This is a genomic window from Flavobacterium subsaxonicum WB 4.1-42 = DSM 21790, from assembly GCF_000422725.1.
In the GTDB taxonomy this organism is placed as follows: Bacteria; Bacteroidota; Bacteroidia; order Flavobacteriales; family Flavobacteriaceae; genus Flavobacterium; species Flavobacterium subsaxonicum.
The window spans coordinates 33,495-49,780 of record NZ_AUGP01000003.1 but is presented as its reverse complement, the minus strand read 5'-3'; the positions used below and the strand labels follow the sequence as shown (position 1 = coordinate 49,780).

General features: G+C 40.8%; 13 protein-coding genes. All 13 read right to left on the bottom strand.

Annotated elements, in window-relative coordinates; genetic code table 11:
* Positions 1–412: 412 nt before the first annotated feature.
* Entirely contained in the window at positions 413–1,570 is a 1,158-nt protein-coding gene (locus tag G509_RS0101345; RefSeq protein WP_026989881.1) for a homogentisate 1,2-dioxygenase, read from the bottom strand.
* Positions 1,571–2,018: 448 nt separating this feature from the next.
* Positions 2,019–2,588: a 5-formyltetrahydrofolate cyclo-ligase gene (locus tag G509_RS0101340; protein WP_026989880.1), complete on the bottom strand. Its 570-nt coding sequence runs from the start codon at positions 2,586–2,588 to the stop codon at positions 2,019–2,021.
* 113 nt (positions 2,589–2,701) lie between these two features.
* The gene (locus tag G509_RS0101335) at positions 2,702–4,192 is read right to left on the bottom strand and encodes an amino acid permease (RefSeq protein WP_026989879.1); all 1,491 of its coding nucleotides are present in this window, start codon (positions 4,190–4,192) and stop codon (positions 2,702–2,704) included.
* Between the two features lie 899 nt (positions 4,193–5,091).
* Positions 5,092–5,721, bottom strand: a complete 630-nt coding sequence (locus tag G509_RS21245) for a DsbA family oxidoreductase (protein WP_035738328.1) — start codon at positions 5,719–5,721, stop codon at positions 5,092–5,094.
* A 73-nt stretch (positions 5,722–5,794) separates the two neighbouring features.
* Positions 5,795–6,112 (bottom strand): hypothetical protein, encoded by a 318-nt coding sequence (locus tag G509_RS0101325; protein ID WP_026989878.1) that lies wholly within the window; start codon positions 6,110–6,112, stop codon positions 5,795–5,797.
* Between the two features lie 86 nt (positions 6,113–6,198).
* Positions 6,199–7,062: a hypothetical protein gene (locus G509_RS0101320; RefSeq protein WP_026989877.1), complete on the bottom strand. Its 864-nt coding sequence runs from the start codon at positions 7,060–7,062 to the stop codon at positions 6,199–6,201.
* 75 nt (positions 7,063–7,137) lie between these two features.
* Positions 7,138–7,968: an META domain-containing protein gene (locus tag G509_RS0101315; RefSeq protein WP_026989876.1), complete on the bottom strand. Its 831-nt coding sequence runs from the start codon at positions 7,966–7,968 to the stop codon at positions 7,138–7,140.
* 6 nt (positions 7,969–7,974) lie between these two features.
* Entirely contained in the window at positions 7,975–8,889 is a 915-nt protein-coding gene (locus G509_RS0101310) for an alpha/beta hydrolase (protein WP_026989875.1), read from the bottom strand.
* Positions 8,890–9,038: 149 nt separating this feature from the next.
* Entirely contained in the window at positions 9,039–11,126 is a 2,088-nt protein-coding gene (locus G509_RS0101300; RefSeq protein ID WP_131450764.1) for a hypothetical protein, read from the bottom strand.
* Positions 11,127–11,480: 354 nt separating this feature from the next.
* Positions 11,481–12,200, bottom strand: a complete 720-nt coding sequence (locus G509_RS0101290) for a hypothetical protein (protein WP_026989873.1) — start codon at positions 12,198–12,200, stop codon at positions 11,481–11,483.
* Positions 12,201–12,383: 183 nt separating this feature from the next.
* On the bottom strand, positions 12,384–13,265 hold the full coding sequence (locus tag G509_RS0101285; protein WP_026989872.1) for a hypothetical protein: 882 nt from the start codon (positions 13,263–13,265) through the stop codon (positions 12,384–12,386).
* A gap of 108 nt (positions 13,266–13,373) precedes the next feature.
* Positions 13,374–14,573: a hypothetical protein gene (locus tag G509_RS0101280; RefSeq protein WP_026989871.1), complete on the bottom strand. Its 1,200-nt coding sequence runs from the start codon at positions 14,571–14,573 to the stop codon at positions 13,374–13,376.
* 144 nt (positions 14,574–14,717) lie between these two features.
* Positions 14,718–16,193, bottom strand: a complete 1,476-nt coding sequence (locus G509_RS0101275; protein WP_026989870.1) for a T9SS type A sorting domain-containing protein — start codon at positions 16,191–16,193, stop codon at positions 14,718–14,720.
* Between the last annotated feature and the right edge of the window lie 93 nt (positions 16,194–16,286).

The window sequence follows — 16,286 nt, the reverse complement described above, 5'->3', positions numbered from 1 at the left end:
GGGTGGAGCTTCACTCATGCACCTGGCACGTTGAAGATTTATTTGACCTCGCATAGCATCTTTTTGACCTCACCCCCGGCCCCTTTCCTTCAGTATAATATGAAAGCCTTTTTAGTCCTCACCCCCAGCCCCTCTCCGAAGGAGAGGGGAGGAACTTCACTCATGCACCTGGCACGATGAAGATTTTGGTAATCTTTCTATTTAACCTCACCCCCGGCCCCTCTCCAGAGGAGAGGGGAGCCAGTACCGCTAACTCATACGGCTTACAGCTGAATGAAGCTGCTCCCCTCTCCTTTGGAGAGGGGCTGGGGGTGAGGTCTGATGGAGCGGCATGTTTCTTTTGTTTCAAGACAAAAGAAAATCAGCCACCCCTCCATAGGAGGGGAATGCCACGATTGCTGTTATTAGCAGCCTATTCTACCCACGATTTATAATACTGTCCGTCGTCTAAGCCCATAGCTTCGGCGGTTACCATAAGCGGGCGGAAGGTATCTACCATTACCGCAAGCTCTTCGGTTACTGTTTTGCCTATGCTGCGCTCCATAGCACCAGGTGCCGGGCCGTGTGGTATGCCTTTAGGGTGCAGTGTTATGTGGCCCTGCTCTATATTGTTGCGGCTCATAAAGTCGCCATCAACGTAGTACAAAACCTCATCGCTATCTATATTGCTGTGGTTGTACGGCGCCGGTATGCTTTTAGGGTGGTAGTCGTACAGCCTTGGGCAAAACGAGCACACCACAAACCCCGTTGTCTCGAACGTTTGGTGTACCGGTGGCGGCTGGTGCACGCGGCCGGTAATGGGCTCAAAGTTATGAATGCTAAAGGCGTACGGAAAGTTGTAGCCATCCCACCCAATAACATCAAACGGGTGCGTGGCATACACTACCTCGTGCATCATGCCTTCTTTTTTTATTTTGATGATAAAGTCGCCTTTCTCATCGTGCGTTTCCAGTTCGGTTGGCATTTTAAAGTCGCGTTCGCAAAACGGCGAATGCTCTAGGTGCTGCCCGCTCTGGTTTTTGTAGCGCTTAGGCGTGTAAATGGGCGACGTTGACTCTACGTAAAACAGACGGTTCTCGGTCGTATCAAAATCGATCTGGTAGATCATGCCACGCGGAATGATAAGGTAATCGCCGTACTCAAACGGAATGTTACCCATAAATGTGCGCAGCGTGCCTGTGCCTTTGTGTACAAAAAGCATTTCGTCGGCATCGGCATTTTTGTAAAAATACGTACGTAGCGATTGCTGTGGCGCGGCAAGCCCAATAATACAGTCGCGGTTAACCAGCATGGCTTTGCGGCTGTCTAAAAAGTCGGCTTCCGGCTTTAGCTCAAAGCCTTTAAGCAGCAGCGATTTTATGTTTTTATCGATGGCTATTTTAGGCTCTACCGAATAAGATTTAATAATCTCTTTAACCTGTGTGGGCCTGTGCACGTGGTACAGCAGGGCAGAGTGCCCATGAAACCCCTCGGTACCAAAAAGCTGCTCGTAGTAAAGGCCGCCATTGGGCTTTTCGAACTGCGTGTGGCGCTTTTGCGGTATATTTCCTAATTTATGGTATATAGGCATGTTGTAAATGTATTAGTTATGAATATTTAACGGCATAACCGGGCGTGCTCATTCCGGATTTCGTTTAATGAGAAATTTTAGGTAAGACAATAAACCCTGCCATTGTGTATTCATGTAACAAATATCGTAAAAATTTAATTTTACGGGATATTTTTTGAGGAAAATTGAATTCCTTCTTTTTCTTTTGCCTTTCTATAAAAGAAAAAGGATACAAAAGTATGCTGCTTTATGAATTTGGCTTTAGCCGAATATTTTTTTCACATCTATACGGGAGATGGATTCAATGCGTCTCTACTGAGAACCTAACAACACTGAAATGTGTTGCCCCTGACTTTAGTCAGGGGTTCGAATATTATGGATGGTTTCTGGCTTTAGCCGAATATTTTTTCCAATTGATATGGGAGACGAATGCAATGCGTCTCTACGGAGAACCAACGCCGCCGCTTTGCTACACAGAAAACTTATACACCCTTTGTGGCGTTACGCAATAACCCAGCGAAACATCGGTATCGTTGTGCGGAATAGCGTCGGCTTCGGCCTCAAAAAAGGAGAGGCCTATTTTTATAACGCCGGGTTTACATTCCGATAAAAAACGGTCGTAAAAGCCCTTTCCGTAGCCCACGCGATGGCCATTGCCATCAAACCCCAGGAGCGGTACAAAAACCACGTCTATTTTATCAGAGGGTACTTCTATCCCCTCTACCGGCTCAGGGATGCCATATTCACTTAGCATAAGCTTGGTGTTATCGGTAAGCAGGTAGTGCACCATGTTGCAACTGCTAAAATCGCTGCGCGATACTATTACCTCTTTGTCTTTGCCGGCCAGTATATTAAGGATAAATTCGGTATGAACCTCTTTTTGGGTTTCGATGGCCAAAAAGATATGAAAGTAAATGTTATTCCAAATATCAAGTGTTAGCAGGCGGTTGGCTATGGCCAGGCTCATTTCTTCGGTATCCTCGATGGTGAGTTCCTGGCGCAGGTACTTGTATTTTTGGCGCAGTTCTTTTTTTGTCATTACAGTAAAAGTAGGTTTACAAATATACACAGAACGGTTACACAGGCGCATAAAAAAATCCCGACAGCGTGCGCCATCGGGATTTTTCAACCTATTTGTGAATGTTGTTTTGTTTATTCTCCTTTACCAAGCCTGCTGTGTTTTTTGCTGTAAGCAAAGTAAAACACAACGCCCAGTGCCATCCAGCCAATTAGCCTGGCCCAGTTTAACCATCCAAGTCCGTAGATCATGGCAAGGCAAACGCCTACACCTAATAACGGTACAAAAGGTACAAACGGGGTTTTAAATTCGCGAACCATGTTAGGCTCTCTTTTTCTAAGTATAATTACCGATATACATACTAATATAAAGGCAAACAGTGTACCAATACTGGTCATGTCTCCTACAATATCGCCCGGAATAAAGGCTGCAAAAAGGCCCACAATTACCAAAATTACAAGGTTAGCTTTATAAGGCGTTTGGTATTTTGGGTGCAGGTGGCTAAAGAATGATGGCAGTAAACCATCTTTACCCATTGAGTAAAACACACGGCTCTGGCCCAATAGCATTACAAGTATTACCGATGAGAAACCGGCAAGGATAGCTATAGTTACAAAGTTACCCAACCAGCCGTAGCCTATCATGTATTTATTGATGGCAAAAGCAACCGATGCTTCTTTACCGCCTGTTCTAAAATCTTCTATAGTTGCCACGCCTGTAAGTACGTGTGCAAACAAGATGTACAACACGGTACAAACCGCAAGCGAGCCTAAGATACCTATTGGCATATCGCGCTTAGGGTTTTTGGTTTCCTGGGCAGCGGTACTTACGGCATCAAAACCAATAAAGGCAAAGAACACCGTACCGGCGGCACCAAGTATACCCATTATGCCCCCAAAGTTATGGCTTACGCCAGAATCGTCTGTATAAGTAGAAGCTGCTGGTATGTAAGTAGCGTGGTTTGCAGGGTTTATAAACTGCCAGCCCAACACTATTATTAGTATTACAATGGCCACTTTTACTATAACAATAAGTCCGTTTACAAAAGCCGACTCCTGTGTGCCTTTTATTAGCAGTAAACTAATAACACCTACTATAAACAAGGCAGGAAGGTTAATAATACCCTGAGAGATAACCTCGTGGGTTACTGGGTCTACAACTTTTTGGAACGGCGAATGCGACAGCGCATACGGTATCGGGTCGGTATGGAGTACCGTGACCAGCAGGTTGTTAAGGTATTCGCTCCAGGCAATACCCACGGTAGCGGCACCAACGGCATATTCTAAAATTAAGTCCCAGCCAATTATCCATGCTAAAAATTCGCCCATGGTGGCGTAGGTATAGGTGTAGGCACTACCTGAAATTGGAATAGACGAAGAAAGTTCGGCGTAGCAAAGGCCGGCAAGGGCACAGCCAATAGCCGCAACAATAAAGCCAATAGTAACCGACGGACCTGCGTTTTGAGCAGCTGCGGTGGCGGTTCTTACAAATAAACCGGCCCCTATAATGGCGCCAATTCCTAAAGCAATTAACGACCATGCGGTTAACGTTCTTTTTAGGCCCTTTTCAGATTCGGCTGCTTCGTTGAGCAATAATTGTAATGGTTTCCTTCTCCAGATAGACATAAATAGTTTGTTTAGTTTTTATTTTGAAGCTTCAAATATAGAGGTTTTGTAATTATTATAATAATTTTAACACATTTAAGTACCAACACCCAACCATAGTTACCTGATAATAAATAAGAAATGAAATTTTAGAGGGAATTTTCTGAAGAAAGCTTATTGAGTTAGTTTTCAGTGGGCATTGGGCAGTGTTCAGTAGACAGTGGGCAGTAGAGACGCATTGAATGCGTCTCCCATACAGAAAAAATGCTATTAGTACTCTGCCCCCAGCCCCTCTTCCAAAATTGCTATTAGTCCTCTCCCCCGACCCCTCTCCGAGGAGAGGGGAGCACGAACGGGTACAGTATGGAGATTGTGGAGTTAGTCGCAATGTTCAGTCAGTTGGCAGTAGAGACGCATTGAATGCGTCTCCCATACAGATTAGCGGGTATGCAATGGTTGCTTTTTGTCCTCTCCCCCGCCCCCTCTCCGAAGGAGAGGGGGGCCGAGAACGGGTACAGTATGGAAATCGTGGGGTTAGTCACAGTTGGCAGTCGCAGTTGGCAGTAGAGACGCATTGTATGCGTCTTCTGTAATGTTTAGGTTATTTTATATTTGGCTAAAGCCAATAACTCGCCTACATAAATCCCGTGGCTAAAGCCACGGGCAACACATGGTAAAACACAACAATTTTTCCAATCTATATGGGAGACGCATACAATGCGTCTCTACAGAGAAACAAACCGATCGCAATGTGTTGCCCATGACTATAGTCAGGGGTTATAAGCAAGAGTAATATTCGGCTAAAGCCGAATATTTTTTTCAGTTGCTATGGGAGACACAATTTTATGGAAGATGCATTCAAAGCACCTCTACTGCCCACTGCTCCTGTAAACTGTAAACTGAACACTGTTCACTGTAAACTATTCCAACACCTTTTCCAGTGTTTCCAGGAAAACGGCCGGGTCCTGCGCGCCGGATACGGCATATTTTCTGTCGAAAACAAAAAACGGAACCCCGCGTATGCCCAGTTGTTGGGCTTCGTTAATATCGTTTAGTACATCGTTTACAAACGCGCCGCTGCCCATAGCATCGGCAAAGGCGCCGCCATCAAGGCCCAGTTGTGCGGCAATGTGTACTAATGTTTGTGCGTCGTCTATGTTTTTGCCTTCGGTAAAGTAGGCTGCAAAAAGGGCTTCTTCGGCGGCCTGTTGCCTGCCGTGCTGTTTTGCAAAATGCAACAGGCGGTGGGCGTTAAAGCTGTTGGCGGGTATGGTTTTATCAAAGTTGTAGGTAAGGCCTACGTTAGCGGCAATGTGCGCCACATTATCGTTCATGCCTGTAGCTTCTTCTAACGATATGCCTTTGTGCTCTGCCAGAAACTGGTGGATGTTTTTGGTATCATCGGTCTTCATTTCAGGCGAAAGCAAAAAGCTTTTCCACTCTATTTCTATGTTGTCTATATTATCTAATTGTGCCAGGGCTACCTCAAACTTGCGCTTGCCGATGTAGCAAAACGGACACATTATATCGCTCCAGATCTCTATTTTCATGGTAAATGTATTTGCTGCAAAGGTACTTTTTATGTAATTAAGTTTATCATATCGCAGCTATCTGTAAGTATAGTTATGTGGTGCATCCCATTGCACCGGTTAGCCACCAAACAAACTGTATATAGTAGCTGCCCAACCCTGCTAAAAGCACCCCCATTAAAAACAGGACCACTATATCTTCGGTATTGCATTTTGTTGGCGATACCGACCTGCGCTGCACCATTGCCACAATTAGGACTATTGTTATATGAACAAAGAAACTGATTGCCATGTAAACTGCAAAAACAACATCGGCAATGCTGCTGTGGTTGCGAAGTACCAGGGAGCACAGTATTAAATAGGCCAAAAAAAGGCCTCCCTGCCGTATTATTGCCAGTTTTACGGCTACCATACTTTTATAAATTAGGGTTGCTTAACCAATTTATAGTGCGTACCGCTGTGCGAGTGTGTCGTTCCAGATCGCTATTTTTCATGCTATTATTTTTCCAAGGTCTTTTCAAACCCCATTTTTATATACAGGGTTTCTTTTTTACTTACCGGTCGGCCTTTAGTCTCGGCATAAATAGCCAGGGCATCATCAACAGTATTTACACCGGCATCAAACGCTGCACGGCCCCATTTATAAAGTGCCACACCCATATTGGTTTCAAAAATGCCCGGTTTTATTTGCACACCGTTATTTTCTATGCCTATAATAGGGGTAAAAAAGTCGAGCTTACCACCCTTAGCCGACTCTTTTATAATATTCTCCTTAATCTGCATCTGCGAAAGCACCTGTATGCCCGTACTGGTAGCATCTTTAAGTTTTTCATTCTTAATAATAGCTGCCGCTTCTTTTTTTATATCGGCAGTGGTTATAATTTTAAATTGGGCATTGTTAAAAGTTAGCTTGTCTCCCTTTATTTTGGTATTAGCTGCATATTTTTCGGTTAACAGTTCGTTAGCCCTGTTTTGTGTCAGGGTGCCCTGTAACGCCGGTGAAAAATTTTTGCTTGCACCGGTTTTAATATCCATAAGCATAAATTCAATTTTAGGAGAAGCCGTAAACAAAAGTAGCGACACTACCTCCTGGCCCCTCATTATCACAAAAAAATCGGATGGCAGCGTTTGTGCCGCATCAATAGTTTCTGCTAAAGAGGGCTTATCATCAATATAAACAGAACTGTTTTTATTCTCTATATTATTTTTAAGCGTATAATAATTATACATTACCGTAAGGCCATCTACCGTATCTGTACCCAATATAACCGAATTAAAAATGGGGTTGTTATTATCATCTGTTTGAGCAAATAGCGAAGCTGAAGAGCACAATACGATTAAGGCAACAAGCAGGTTTTTCATAAATTAGCGGGATGAGCTTTGAGACTGCAATTTATAATAATTTTTAAATAATGAGTATTATAGTAGTTATAGTAATTATTGCTTAACCAGTTTGTAGTGTGTGCCACTGTGCGAGAGTACGAGTGTGTCGGCCTTTATTTTAAAGTTGTATGTAATGCTGTTATTACTATTTCCGGTTTCTTCAAAATAAATATGGTCGGCTCCGGGTAGTTCGTCAGGGTCGTTAACGGCAAAATCGGTTCCTACGGTATAGGTCTTAAAACCTTCAAAACCGGTAACAGTACCGTTTTGATTAAATGTAATGGTAAGCGGCACCGTAACACCTTCAATAATATACGTGCCCGCAATAAGCTGCTTGTTTGCCACCTGCTCTATGCCCCAGCCCATATCGTTATTTTCTGACTGTTTGCCCACGCGGTTGTATTGCTGGGCACTTATAAGCTTGCCCGCCCTGTTGTAGCGGTACATAAAAAGCAGGGTATCTTTAGTGGTTACTTTATAGCCAAGCTCAAAACTGTTATTCGGATTATTATAGTCGGAATAATTAGTGCGCAGGCTATTCGGGCTATGGCCCTTTGCAAAATAAGCCGCGAAGCTGCTGCCCTCGTGGTTGTTAAGGCTTATGCCCACAAACAGGCTGTCAGCCTCGTTATCATCAGTAATTGCTATAGCTGCAATGCCCCGTAATTTATTGTACGATTTAAATGGCGACCCTGTTTTTTGAAGGTCATCAATATAATCTGACGTAACCCATACGCCCTCTATTATGGGCAGGAACTGTTGCTTAAGCACCTCAACATTAGCGGCATCGGCAGGAGCTATACCCGCAGGTAGCTGACTTTCTTTTTTATCCGAAGCACAGCCAACTACTAAAATGCAGCACAGAATCAGGAATAGGTTTTTCATGTAGTGTTAGTCGCAAAAATTGTATTCGGCTGTTTTGCAGGGTTTGCCTGTGGCAATTATGGTATGCGCCTGTTCTTTTTGGTTGTGAAGCACACGATTCATAAAGTCGACAATTTCCTGCGGCTGCTTGGCAAAAAGCTCATCGCTGTACTCGTGTCCGCCCCCGCAAAAGGTGTACAAATGCGTGCTGCCATTAAGGCCAATAATATGGTTGTAGAGGGAATACGACCCAAACAGCATTAACCATCCGCTGGCATTGGCAGGGCAATAATGATGCGCGGCGGTACCGTAAGGCACGGTACGATCGCAACTGCCATGAAAGAACAGCGCCGGAATAAGGTTTTGTTTGGTGATAAGGTTCAAATCCATTATGGCACCCGACCCTGATGCAATACCTGCATACTTAAAGGTATCGGGTAATTTTTGCGGGTACAGCGCCATAACGTTACGATCCCAAAAGGCGGCGTGCAGGGCGGTTTCGGCACCGGCACTACTGCCCGATATAAATATCTTAGTGGTATCTATATTGTATTTATCGGCATTAGTAATAAAAAACAGGGTGGCCTGCCACAGTTGGTTGGCCGCTATCTGGAAGGCCTTTGTTTTTTGAGACAGGATACCATCGCAGCTAAACTTGCGGCCCTTCATGTACAGGGTATAGCTAATAGATGCCGCAGCATAGCCCTGGGTGGCAGCGTGTTTGGCTATGTGGTGGCCGTCTTCTCTCCTGCCGCCCGAAAACCCACCGCCGTGCACGTGTATTAGCAGCGGAAGCTTGTTTGTAGATTTGGTTTTGGGCAAAAAGAGGTCGAGTTCCAGTTTGGTAGAATCGTTTACAAAATAGGTAAGGGTTTTAAAATCCTGCGCAGTTGCGCTGCAAAGTGTAAAAAAGGTAAAGAGTATAAAAATGCTTTTTTTCATGAGGTAGTAGATGTTGGATTTTTTGGAAGCACTAAAATACTAATTATATTTTGAAGAATTTACCGCATGGGGTTTTATACCGGTTGGTATATTTACGGATTATACCTTTTTTGCGCATAAAAATATACCGACCGGTATATTTAAAGGTTTTAATGATTAAAGGCATTAAAGGAGACAGGCTCGTTATGAGGCAATTGCAACAAATTATTATTTGTTAAATAATGCGACCATGCCTTAACTTTTTTTACCACATGACAGTTATACATATTTTGAGAGCTGCAATATTTGCTGGACAAGTCTAATGTAGTTTTAAAAGTTATTTCTAATAATTTTATTAATGCATACGTTTCATTTACCAATGCTGGCCCGCCCCCGGCAAGCATCTCGGTTTCGCCATATTTTATCAGGTCGTAAATTTTATCGTAGTTTAATGAGCCATTGCTGTTTTTATAGTCGATACCTGCCTCGCATAAATAATAACTATACAATTCAAATTCTGAGTATTGATTATAATTATCCATAAATTGCCGCCTTACAGCGGGGTCCTGCGGTTCGTTAATCCAAAAGAAACCAAAATCGCGATCCAAAAAAGAGTAAGCATCATAAGGTTTTGTAAAGGTAACTTTATCCATCAGTTTTAAAACTGTACCAATCTGGCTGTAACTTATTTGAGACACTAAACCTTCTAAAGTATCCATCTGCTCTTCGGTATCTGCCCACCCTTTTAAAGCATCCTTAAGTTTTAACTCCAGACCTCTTACATAATATTGAGTGGTATCTAACGGATGTACCGGATAAACTTTGTACTCCTGCGTTTGCAATGGCCTTATTAGGCTGGCCATATATTTTATATCGTCATCGGTAGTATTATAATCATCAAAAAGACTCAGAATTTGTGCTGAAGCACCTGCAAATTTTGCCCTGTAATTATAGCATACACCATTAATGTAAAGTCTTTTAAAGAGTATTGCTTTCTTTAAAAACAAGTTAGTTTGTTTTTTATCGGCCAGCATTTTATCCCACTGCCCAGAATAAAAAACATCTACAATTCGCCCGGCAGAATAAGACAGGCTGCCATTTTTTTCGTATATCAGGCTCCAATATTCAAAGGCCGTAACAGTATCTAAGGTTAAGCCGTTTATAAGCCTGTTTTCTATAGCCCTGCGTTCTTTAAAAGACAAATCTGTTTTTAACAACTCTATATCGGCACGCAGCGTTGGCGTATATGTAAGATCTATACCGTTGGCTCTGCAATATGCTGTAAGTTTAACCAGCTGCTGTAAAAACCTATAAGCAAACCCTGGTAAGGTGTAGTTAAAACTAATGCTGGACTCATCATACTCTTTAGCAAGCTTAGTTACCTCGTTAACATTACTATTAGTAAGCTCTATAAAGGCATTTATGGCTATAGTGCTATCGTTACTGCTTAATTGGCTAAAAAGAGCAGCCTCTTTGCTAAACGGCAGTAACGTTTGCCCGGCATTGTTAAAAATGCCTTTTTTATCATCCCATTTGTACTGTTTATAGTATTTGCTAAAATAAATAAGCAGGTTTAATTTAGAGTTAGGCTCAAAATCTTCATCAATATGCCAGCTTATCTCTTTACGTTCGTCTTCTACGCCAATAACAGTACCGGTAAGATGCTCCAAAAGGCTTGTAAATTCCTCATAATTAAAATAATGCCTATCATACCGATAGCGTTTTTTAAATAATTCGGATGCTATTAAAAGTAAGGCTTTAGGGTTTTTCTTTTTGATAAGCGAGTCAATCTGGTTAAATACCACCCATTGGGGTGTAAATAATTGGGCAGATTTAGCCTTAAGTTCGGCCATTCTTACAGTAGGCACCTGCCTTACCTGATAACGAATCTCTCTTTTTTCTAAGGGTGTTATTAAAAAAGCATTTGCGAGGTCAGAAAATACAATTTTATCATTGTTTTTGTTTAGAAACCCTAAAAATTGAGCTGTGGTAGCGGTATCAACTAAAATTTCGGTTTTAGTAAAGAGTGTATTTTCATCAACAATCCTTTTAGAGACCTGAGCAACCGAAGGTTGTAAGCGGTGATAGCCTAAATTTTCTACAATAATACTTTTGTCATCAAAATAAGGGCCTATATCAAAAAGTGCCTGCTTATTGGCTTCCATTAGCTTAAATTCTAAAAAATACATGGGATGCCTATCCTGACCCTTTACAGTTAGAATTGTAAGCAAAACTATAAATTGTAAGATTTTTTTCATGCCCCTTTTAGTTTCTACAAATAAATACATCGCATTACAACCCACGGTCAAAGCAAAATGGTATGTTCCGAAAACCAAAAATGGCAATAGGTCTCAAAAATCTAACGACATTTTAGGTTCCAATTTCACATGCAATGACAGACTCTAAAAATAGTTATTTTAAAGGATAACCCAAGACATTTTATACCGGTTGGTATATTATTTTTAAGCCTTTTTATCCATTACAAAAAATTATGGCAATAATTGCCCATAATTATGCGCAAACTCAAAGTCCAAAAGTGAAATATTAAGGGTAAAATTGCCCGAAAAAGCAAAAAAAAGCCCGCGCAACAGCACGGGCAAAATATTTAATTTTTAATACAGTTTAAAGAGTCGGGTAAACACATCGAGCGTGGTTTCGTAGTAATACTTTTCCAAGTCCTGAGGGGCGGTGTAGCTAACGGCGGTTTGCAGTATAAAGCGCACATTGCCCTTGGTTAGCCGTATGTTAACCATAAGGTCTTCTTTAAAAATAGGTTTTTCTTTGCTTTTAATGGCGGTTTGCAGGTCGGCAATAATATCGTAAAGGCTAAATTTATCGCTGATATTGAGCATAGTACGGCAATACAACGTGTTAAACTTAATGTTGTAAAGCGTCTCCGGCGCAAGGTTTTTAAGCTTATCCATCTCGGCGGTTTCAAACACGTAGTAGGTAATGCTGTTTTGGGCTACCCAGCCCTTCATTACCGATTCGTACTTGTAATACCCGTCTTTATACTTCTTAATCAGGATAGTACAGGGCGTGTTGCCCAGGTTAACATCTCTAAGCTCCATGTAAACAAAGTTTTCACGGTTTTCGCCAAGGCTGTTTTGTTCAAGGTCTGAGAGGTTTTTGTACTGAGCCTCAAGGTTTGCCGGAATTTTGTTACGGCCCGATATCCACTGTCCTGATTTATTTTGCAGCCAGCCGGTAGTTTCGAGCATGCGGCCTGTTACAACGGTATTTATTAACGGTGCTGTGGTAGTTGCCTTCTCCTGGGCAAAAACAACAGTACTAATTAACAAATAGATAAACATACTAAATATGTTTTTCATTGTGATAGTAGGTTGTTAAGTTGGTGTTAAATACATACAAATATATATTTTATTTAATAATTAAATACTTACATCGCAAAAATATAATATTATAATCGGCAAATTTTCTTACTAATATAATTGCAAGATTCTCATTATCATCAAATAATTAACAACTTAAAAGCCGACATTGCATTACTGGCCTTATTCTACGCTACAGTTGCCACTATTAATATTTGACACCGTTGGATTATAATAGTTGCCAAACGCTTCAAATATAGTAGTAATATTTCCGGTAGCAGCAATGCCCTGAAGACTGCAAAAGTTCTTTAAAATGGTATTACCGGACAATTTAAAGGTCATACCTTTAAAAGAAGTAAGGTTCTGGAGTCCGTTTAACGACTGTAATGCAGCATTACCAGAGATAGTTAACTCGCCGTACTGGCTGTCACTGCCAATAGATGTAAGGGCATTTAAACCGTTAAGCGATGCTAAATGCATGTTATTTTCTATACTCAAACCGTCTATGCTTACAAGGTTATCTAAACCTTGCATAGATTGTAATGCTGCATTATTGTGTATGCTTACAAACTTTAACGACGTTAATTTTTCTAAACCCTTCATATCCTGCAACATTTCATTGCCTGAGATATTAACTACATTGCCCACTGACTCTAAATTACCTACACCATCTATATAAAAAAGCATAGGATTGTTTAATAGCCGAAAGCTACCCTTTACACGTTTTAGATTGGTTAACCCATTTAAATTGATTAACGTAGGGTTGTCTTGTATAATAAAATCTCCGTTTATTATGACAAGCCCTTCTAAACCTTTAAGATTTACATTTTGGCTTACGTTATCTATCTGTTTTACAGTAACTGTACCGTTTATCTGGCAGTAGTTATGGGCAGCAAATGCATCTATTTCCTGCTGACTGGTAAGAGTAACGTCTCCATTAAAGGTACATTCTGCCGACACTACAGGCTCTATAGCAACGGGTTCTGTATCTACAGCGTTATTATCATCATTACTGCATGCCGCTATACTAAATACAGCCATTATTAAGAATACAAACTTTTTCATTGAGGGAGGGAGGTTTAATGTGTTACAAATATATGTACACGGTTTAAATAACCCCTATAAAAAATGCCCGCTGTTGGGGCGGGCATTTTAATGTAATATAATTTTTTATTAATCTATACTGCAATTGCCAGCTATAATATCTGTAGGTGTTACAGGATTTAAATTATCATAAACAGACACATAACTATTTGATGTTTTGTTTATTAAAATAGATTGCAAAGCACATAGGTTTTTTAGCGCGTTGTTTTGGGTAACGTAAAGGTTGCCGCTAAACTGTTCTATGTTCTGGAGTCCGTTTAGCGAGATAAGCGATGCATTATTTCTTAACGTAAGGCCTCCCAGGTAATTAGTACCATTAAGGGTATTTGTAATACTTGTTACACTCAATAAATGTTCTACAGAAACAATTGCATTATTACCCTCAATAACTAAAGAATTTACATTCCCCGTAAGGTTTTGGAGTCCGTATAGCGATGTAAGCCCCGCATTGTTGCGAACTGATACACCACTTACTGAGATTAACCCTTCAAGCCCTTGCAACGTAGTTAAGTTGGGCAAAAATTCTATACTTATATAATCAGCTTCCGTTAAACCATTTAGCACCGATAATGACGCAACGCCTAAGTCTTTAAGACTTAAATCTCCTATTGTTGCAGCCGTAATACCATTGAGGGTGGCGAGCTGTGGCGAAGATGATATAGTCAACTGGCCAAATTCTGTACAATTTTTAAGCCCTATACAACTAATTAAAGCCGGATTGTTGGTAACCAGCAACTCCCGCATTTTTGTTATTGCCTCTAAACCAGTTAAGTTTTGCAGGCTGGCATTATTATTTATACGTAAAGTTCCGTATTCGTCGAAATTTGTTAAAGCCCTTAGTCCCTGCAAATTTAAAAGCGAGGCGTTGTTTTCTATAAGTACTTTACTAACATTAGCAATATTATGCAACCCCTCTAACGATACAAGATTTGGGTTGTTTTTTATAGTAAATGTAAATCCGGTGCCGGTAGCTGTAACAATATCCTTAAGGGGTTCCAGGCTGGTAATATTGCTTACTCCATTCTGGCTTCCAATATAAAAATTACCCATAACGCCGCAGTAATGGTTAGCACCAAAGGCATCAACTTCGGCCTGGGTAGTTAATATCGCATCACCATTATAATAAAGGCATTCTGCAGGCTGCTCTTCTCCAGGCTGTTCTCCTTCTTCAGGCACAATTACCACAGGTTCATCAGCCGGTTTATCATCATTACTGCACGAAAAGCTCAATGCAGCCAGTAAAACTAAAAATAGGTACGATTTTTTCATGGGAGAGAATATTTGATATCAAAGTTACTATTTCAGACTATTATTATCAAAAATATAACAGAAACAGTTTAGAACACTTGTGGGCTCTATAATAAATGCCCGCTGGGTGCGAGCATTTATATAAAAAGCATTTGTGTCAATAAATTACTCCTTAATTATCTTAAAGTTAGCTGTACCAGATTCTGTAGTTGCGTGTACAACATAGCATCCTGCCTGTAAATTTGTAACATTTATTGCATCCAGGCCAGATGCTGTAGTTATTTCCATTACTGCCTGACCTGTAAGCGATACTATTTTTACACCGGTAACAACATCGGCCGAATTTATGTACAGCTTATCATTAACAGGGTTAGGATAGTACGAAACTTTATTTTTTGCAAAGGTATCTGTACTTAGCACTTCTCCGCCCATAAGCCTTGCAACATTTACCATAGTAGTACTTTTATACTTATTAAAATGGCCTGCTGCAAGTATTTTACCGTCGCCCTGTAGAGCAATAGATCGTACTTCAGAATTTACATCTGCCATAAAGCCATTGTAATATGCGGTACCTGTAGTATAATGATTAAAACTGTCATCCAATGTTCCATCACTGTTTAGCTTTGCGAAGCTTATTCTTGGTTGTCCATTATATGAAAAAAGACTTCCTCCAATAAGTATTTTCCCCTGGGCATCAACCGCAATTGCACGTATTAATCCTATAGCACCTGAGCCTCCCACATTAAACGTTGTATCTAAAGTACCGTTGGTATTAAGGCTGGCTAAACAAGTAATGGGTACGCCATTATAGTTTACAAAATATCCTCCTACAAGCAGTTTTCCATCGGCTTTTACATGTATAGAATGTAATTCAGAATTATTATCAAAGCCTGTGGTAAAAGTAGTATCAAGGCTACCATCTGCATTAAGGCGTGCAATGCTTTTAGCACTTATAGCACTAAAATAATTAAAACTACCTAACGCTAAAATTTTTCCATCGGGTAATACGGCTACAGAATTTACTGTTGAACTAAATCCGGTGGTACCTGCCCCTTCTGTTAAATTCAGAGTTGTATCTACACTTCCATTGGTGTTAATACGTACAAGATTAGCAGTGGCAATGCCATTAATATGTTCAAATGATCCGCCTGCTACTATTTTACCATCACTTTGCAATGCCATAGAAAAAACAGTATCAGCAAAAGCACTATTACTTGCAACAGGTGTAAATGTTTCATCTAACGAACCATCGGCATTAAGCCGTGCAATACAGTATTGAGCACTACCAATTGTAAATATACCTCCTACAACAATCTTTCCGTCCGGCAGGATTAACAGTGCATTAATGTTTCCACTTGAAAAAATTGTAAATTCCTGATTAAGGCTTCCATCTTCATTAAGCCTTACCAGGCCACCATTATTATTACCGATGCCTGTTGTAAAAGCTCCACTAACTATAATTTTTCCATCTGGCTGGACAGCAACGCAGTAAGCTTCGGTGGCAAAATCATTTGCAAAAGGCGAAGTAAATGCAGGGTCAAGATCATGTGGCAGCAGTGGTACATCCTGCCCATTCATTACAAAAAATGAAAAGCACGCTAAAAATAAGCTAAGATAAATTTGAGTAATTTTTAATTTCATAAATAAGGTGTAATTTGATTAATACTGTTAGCGGCAAAAGTAAAGGTTTTAGGGTGATACAAACCCACATCTGCCCTTAGAATTACCATTACA

What these genes read in the sequence shown, in the direction of transcription:
- G509_RS0101345 (WP_026989881.1), bottom strand. Translation starts at nt 1,570, where the DNA reads ATGCCTATATACCATAAATTAGGAAATATACCGCAAAAGCGCCACACG.
- G509_RS0101340 (WP_026989880.1), bottom strand. Translation starts at nt 2,588, where the DNA reads ATGACAAAAAAAGAACTGCGCCAAAAATACAAGTACCTGCGCCAGGAA.
- G509_RS0101335 (WP_026989879.1), bottom strand. Translation starts at nt 4,192, where the DNA reads ATGTCTATCTGGAGAAGGAAACCATTACAATTATTGCTCAACGAAGCA.
- G509_RS21245 (WP_035738328.1), bottom strand. Translation starts at nt 5,721, where the DNA reads ATGAAAATAGAGATCTGGAGCGATATAATGTGTCCGTTTTGCTACATC.
- G509_RS0101325 (WP_026989878.1), bottom strand. Translation starts at nt 6,112, where the DNA reads ATGGTAGCCGTAAAACTGGCAATAATACGGCAGGGAGGCCTTTTTTTG.
- G509_RS0101320 (WP_026989877.1), bottom strand. Translation starts at nt 7,062, where the DNA reads ATGAAAAACCTGCTTGTTGCCTTAATCGTATTGTGCTCTTCAGCTTCG.
- G509_RS0101315 (WP_026989876.1), bottom strand. Translation starts at nt 7,968, where the DNA reads ATGAAAAACCTATTCCTGATTCTGTGCTGCATTTTAGTAGTTGGCTGT.
- G509_RS0101310 (WP_026989875.1), bottom strand. Translation starts at nt 8,889, where the DNA reads ATGAAAAAAAGCATTTTTATACTCTTTACCTTTTTTACACTTTGCAGC.
- G509_RS0101300 (WP_131450764.1), bottom strand. Translation starts at nt 11,126, where the DNA reads ATGAAAAAAATCTTACAATTTATAGTTTTGCTTACAATTCTAACTGTA.
- G509_RS0101290 (WP_026989873.1), bottom strand. Translation starts at nt 12,200, where the DNA reads ATGAAAAACATATTTAGTATGTTTATCTATTTGTTAATTAGTACTGTT.
- G509_RS0101285 (WP_026989872.1), bottom strand. Translation starts at nt 13,265, where the DNA reads ATGAAAAAGTTTGTATTCTTAATAATGGCTGTATTTAGTATAGCGGCA.
- G509_RS0101280 (WP_026989871.1), bottom strand. Translation starts at nt 14,573, where the DNA reads ATGAAAAAATCGTACCTATTTTTAGTTTTACTGGCTGCATTGAGCTTT.
- G509_RS0101275 (WP_026989870.1), bottom strand. Translation starts at nt 16,193, where the DNA reads ATGAAATTAAAAATTACTCAAATTTATCTTAGCTTATTTTTAGCGTGC.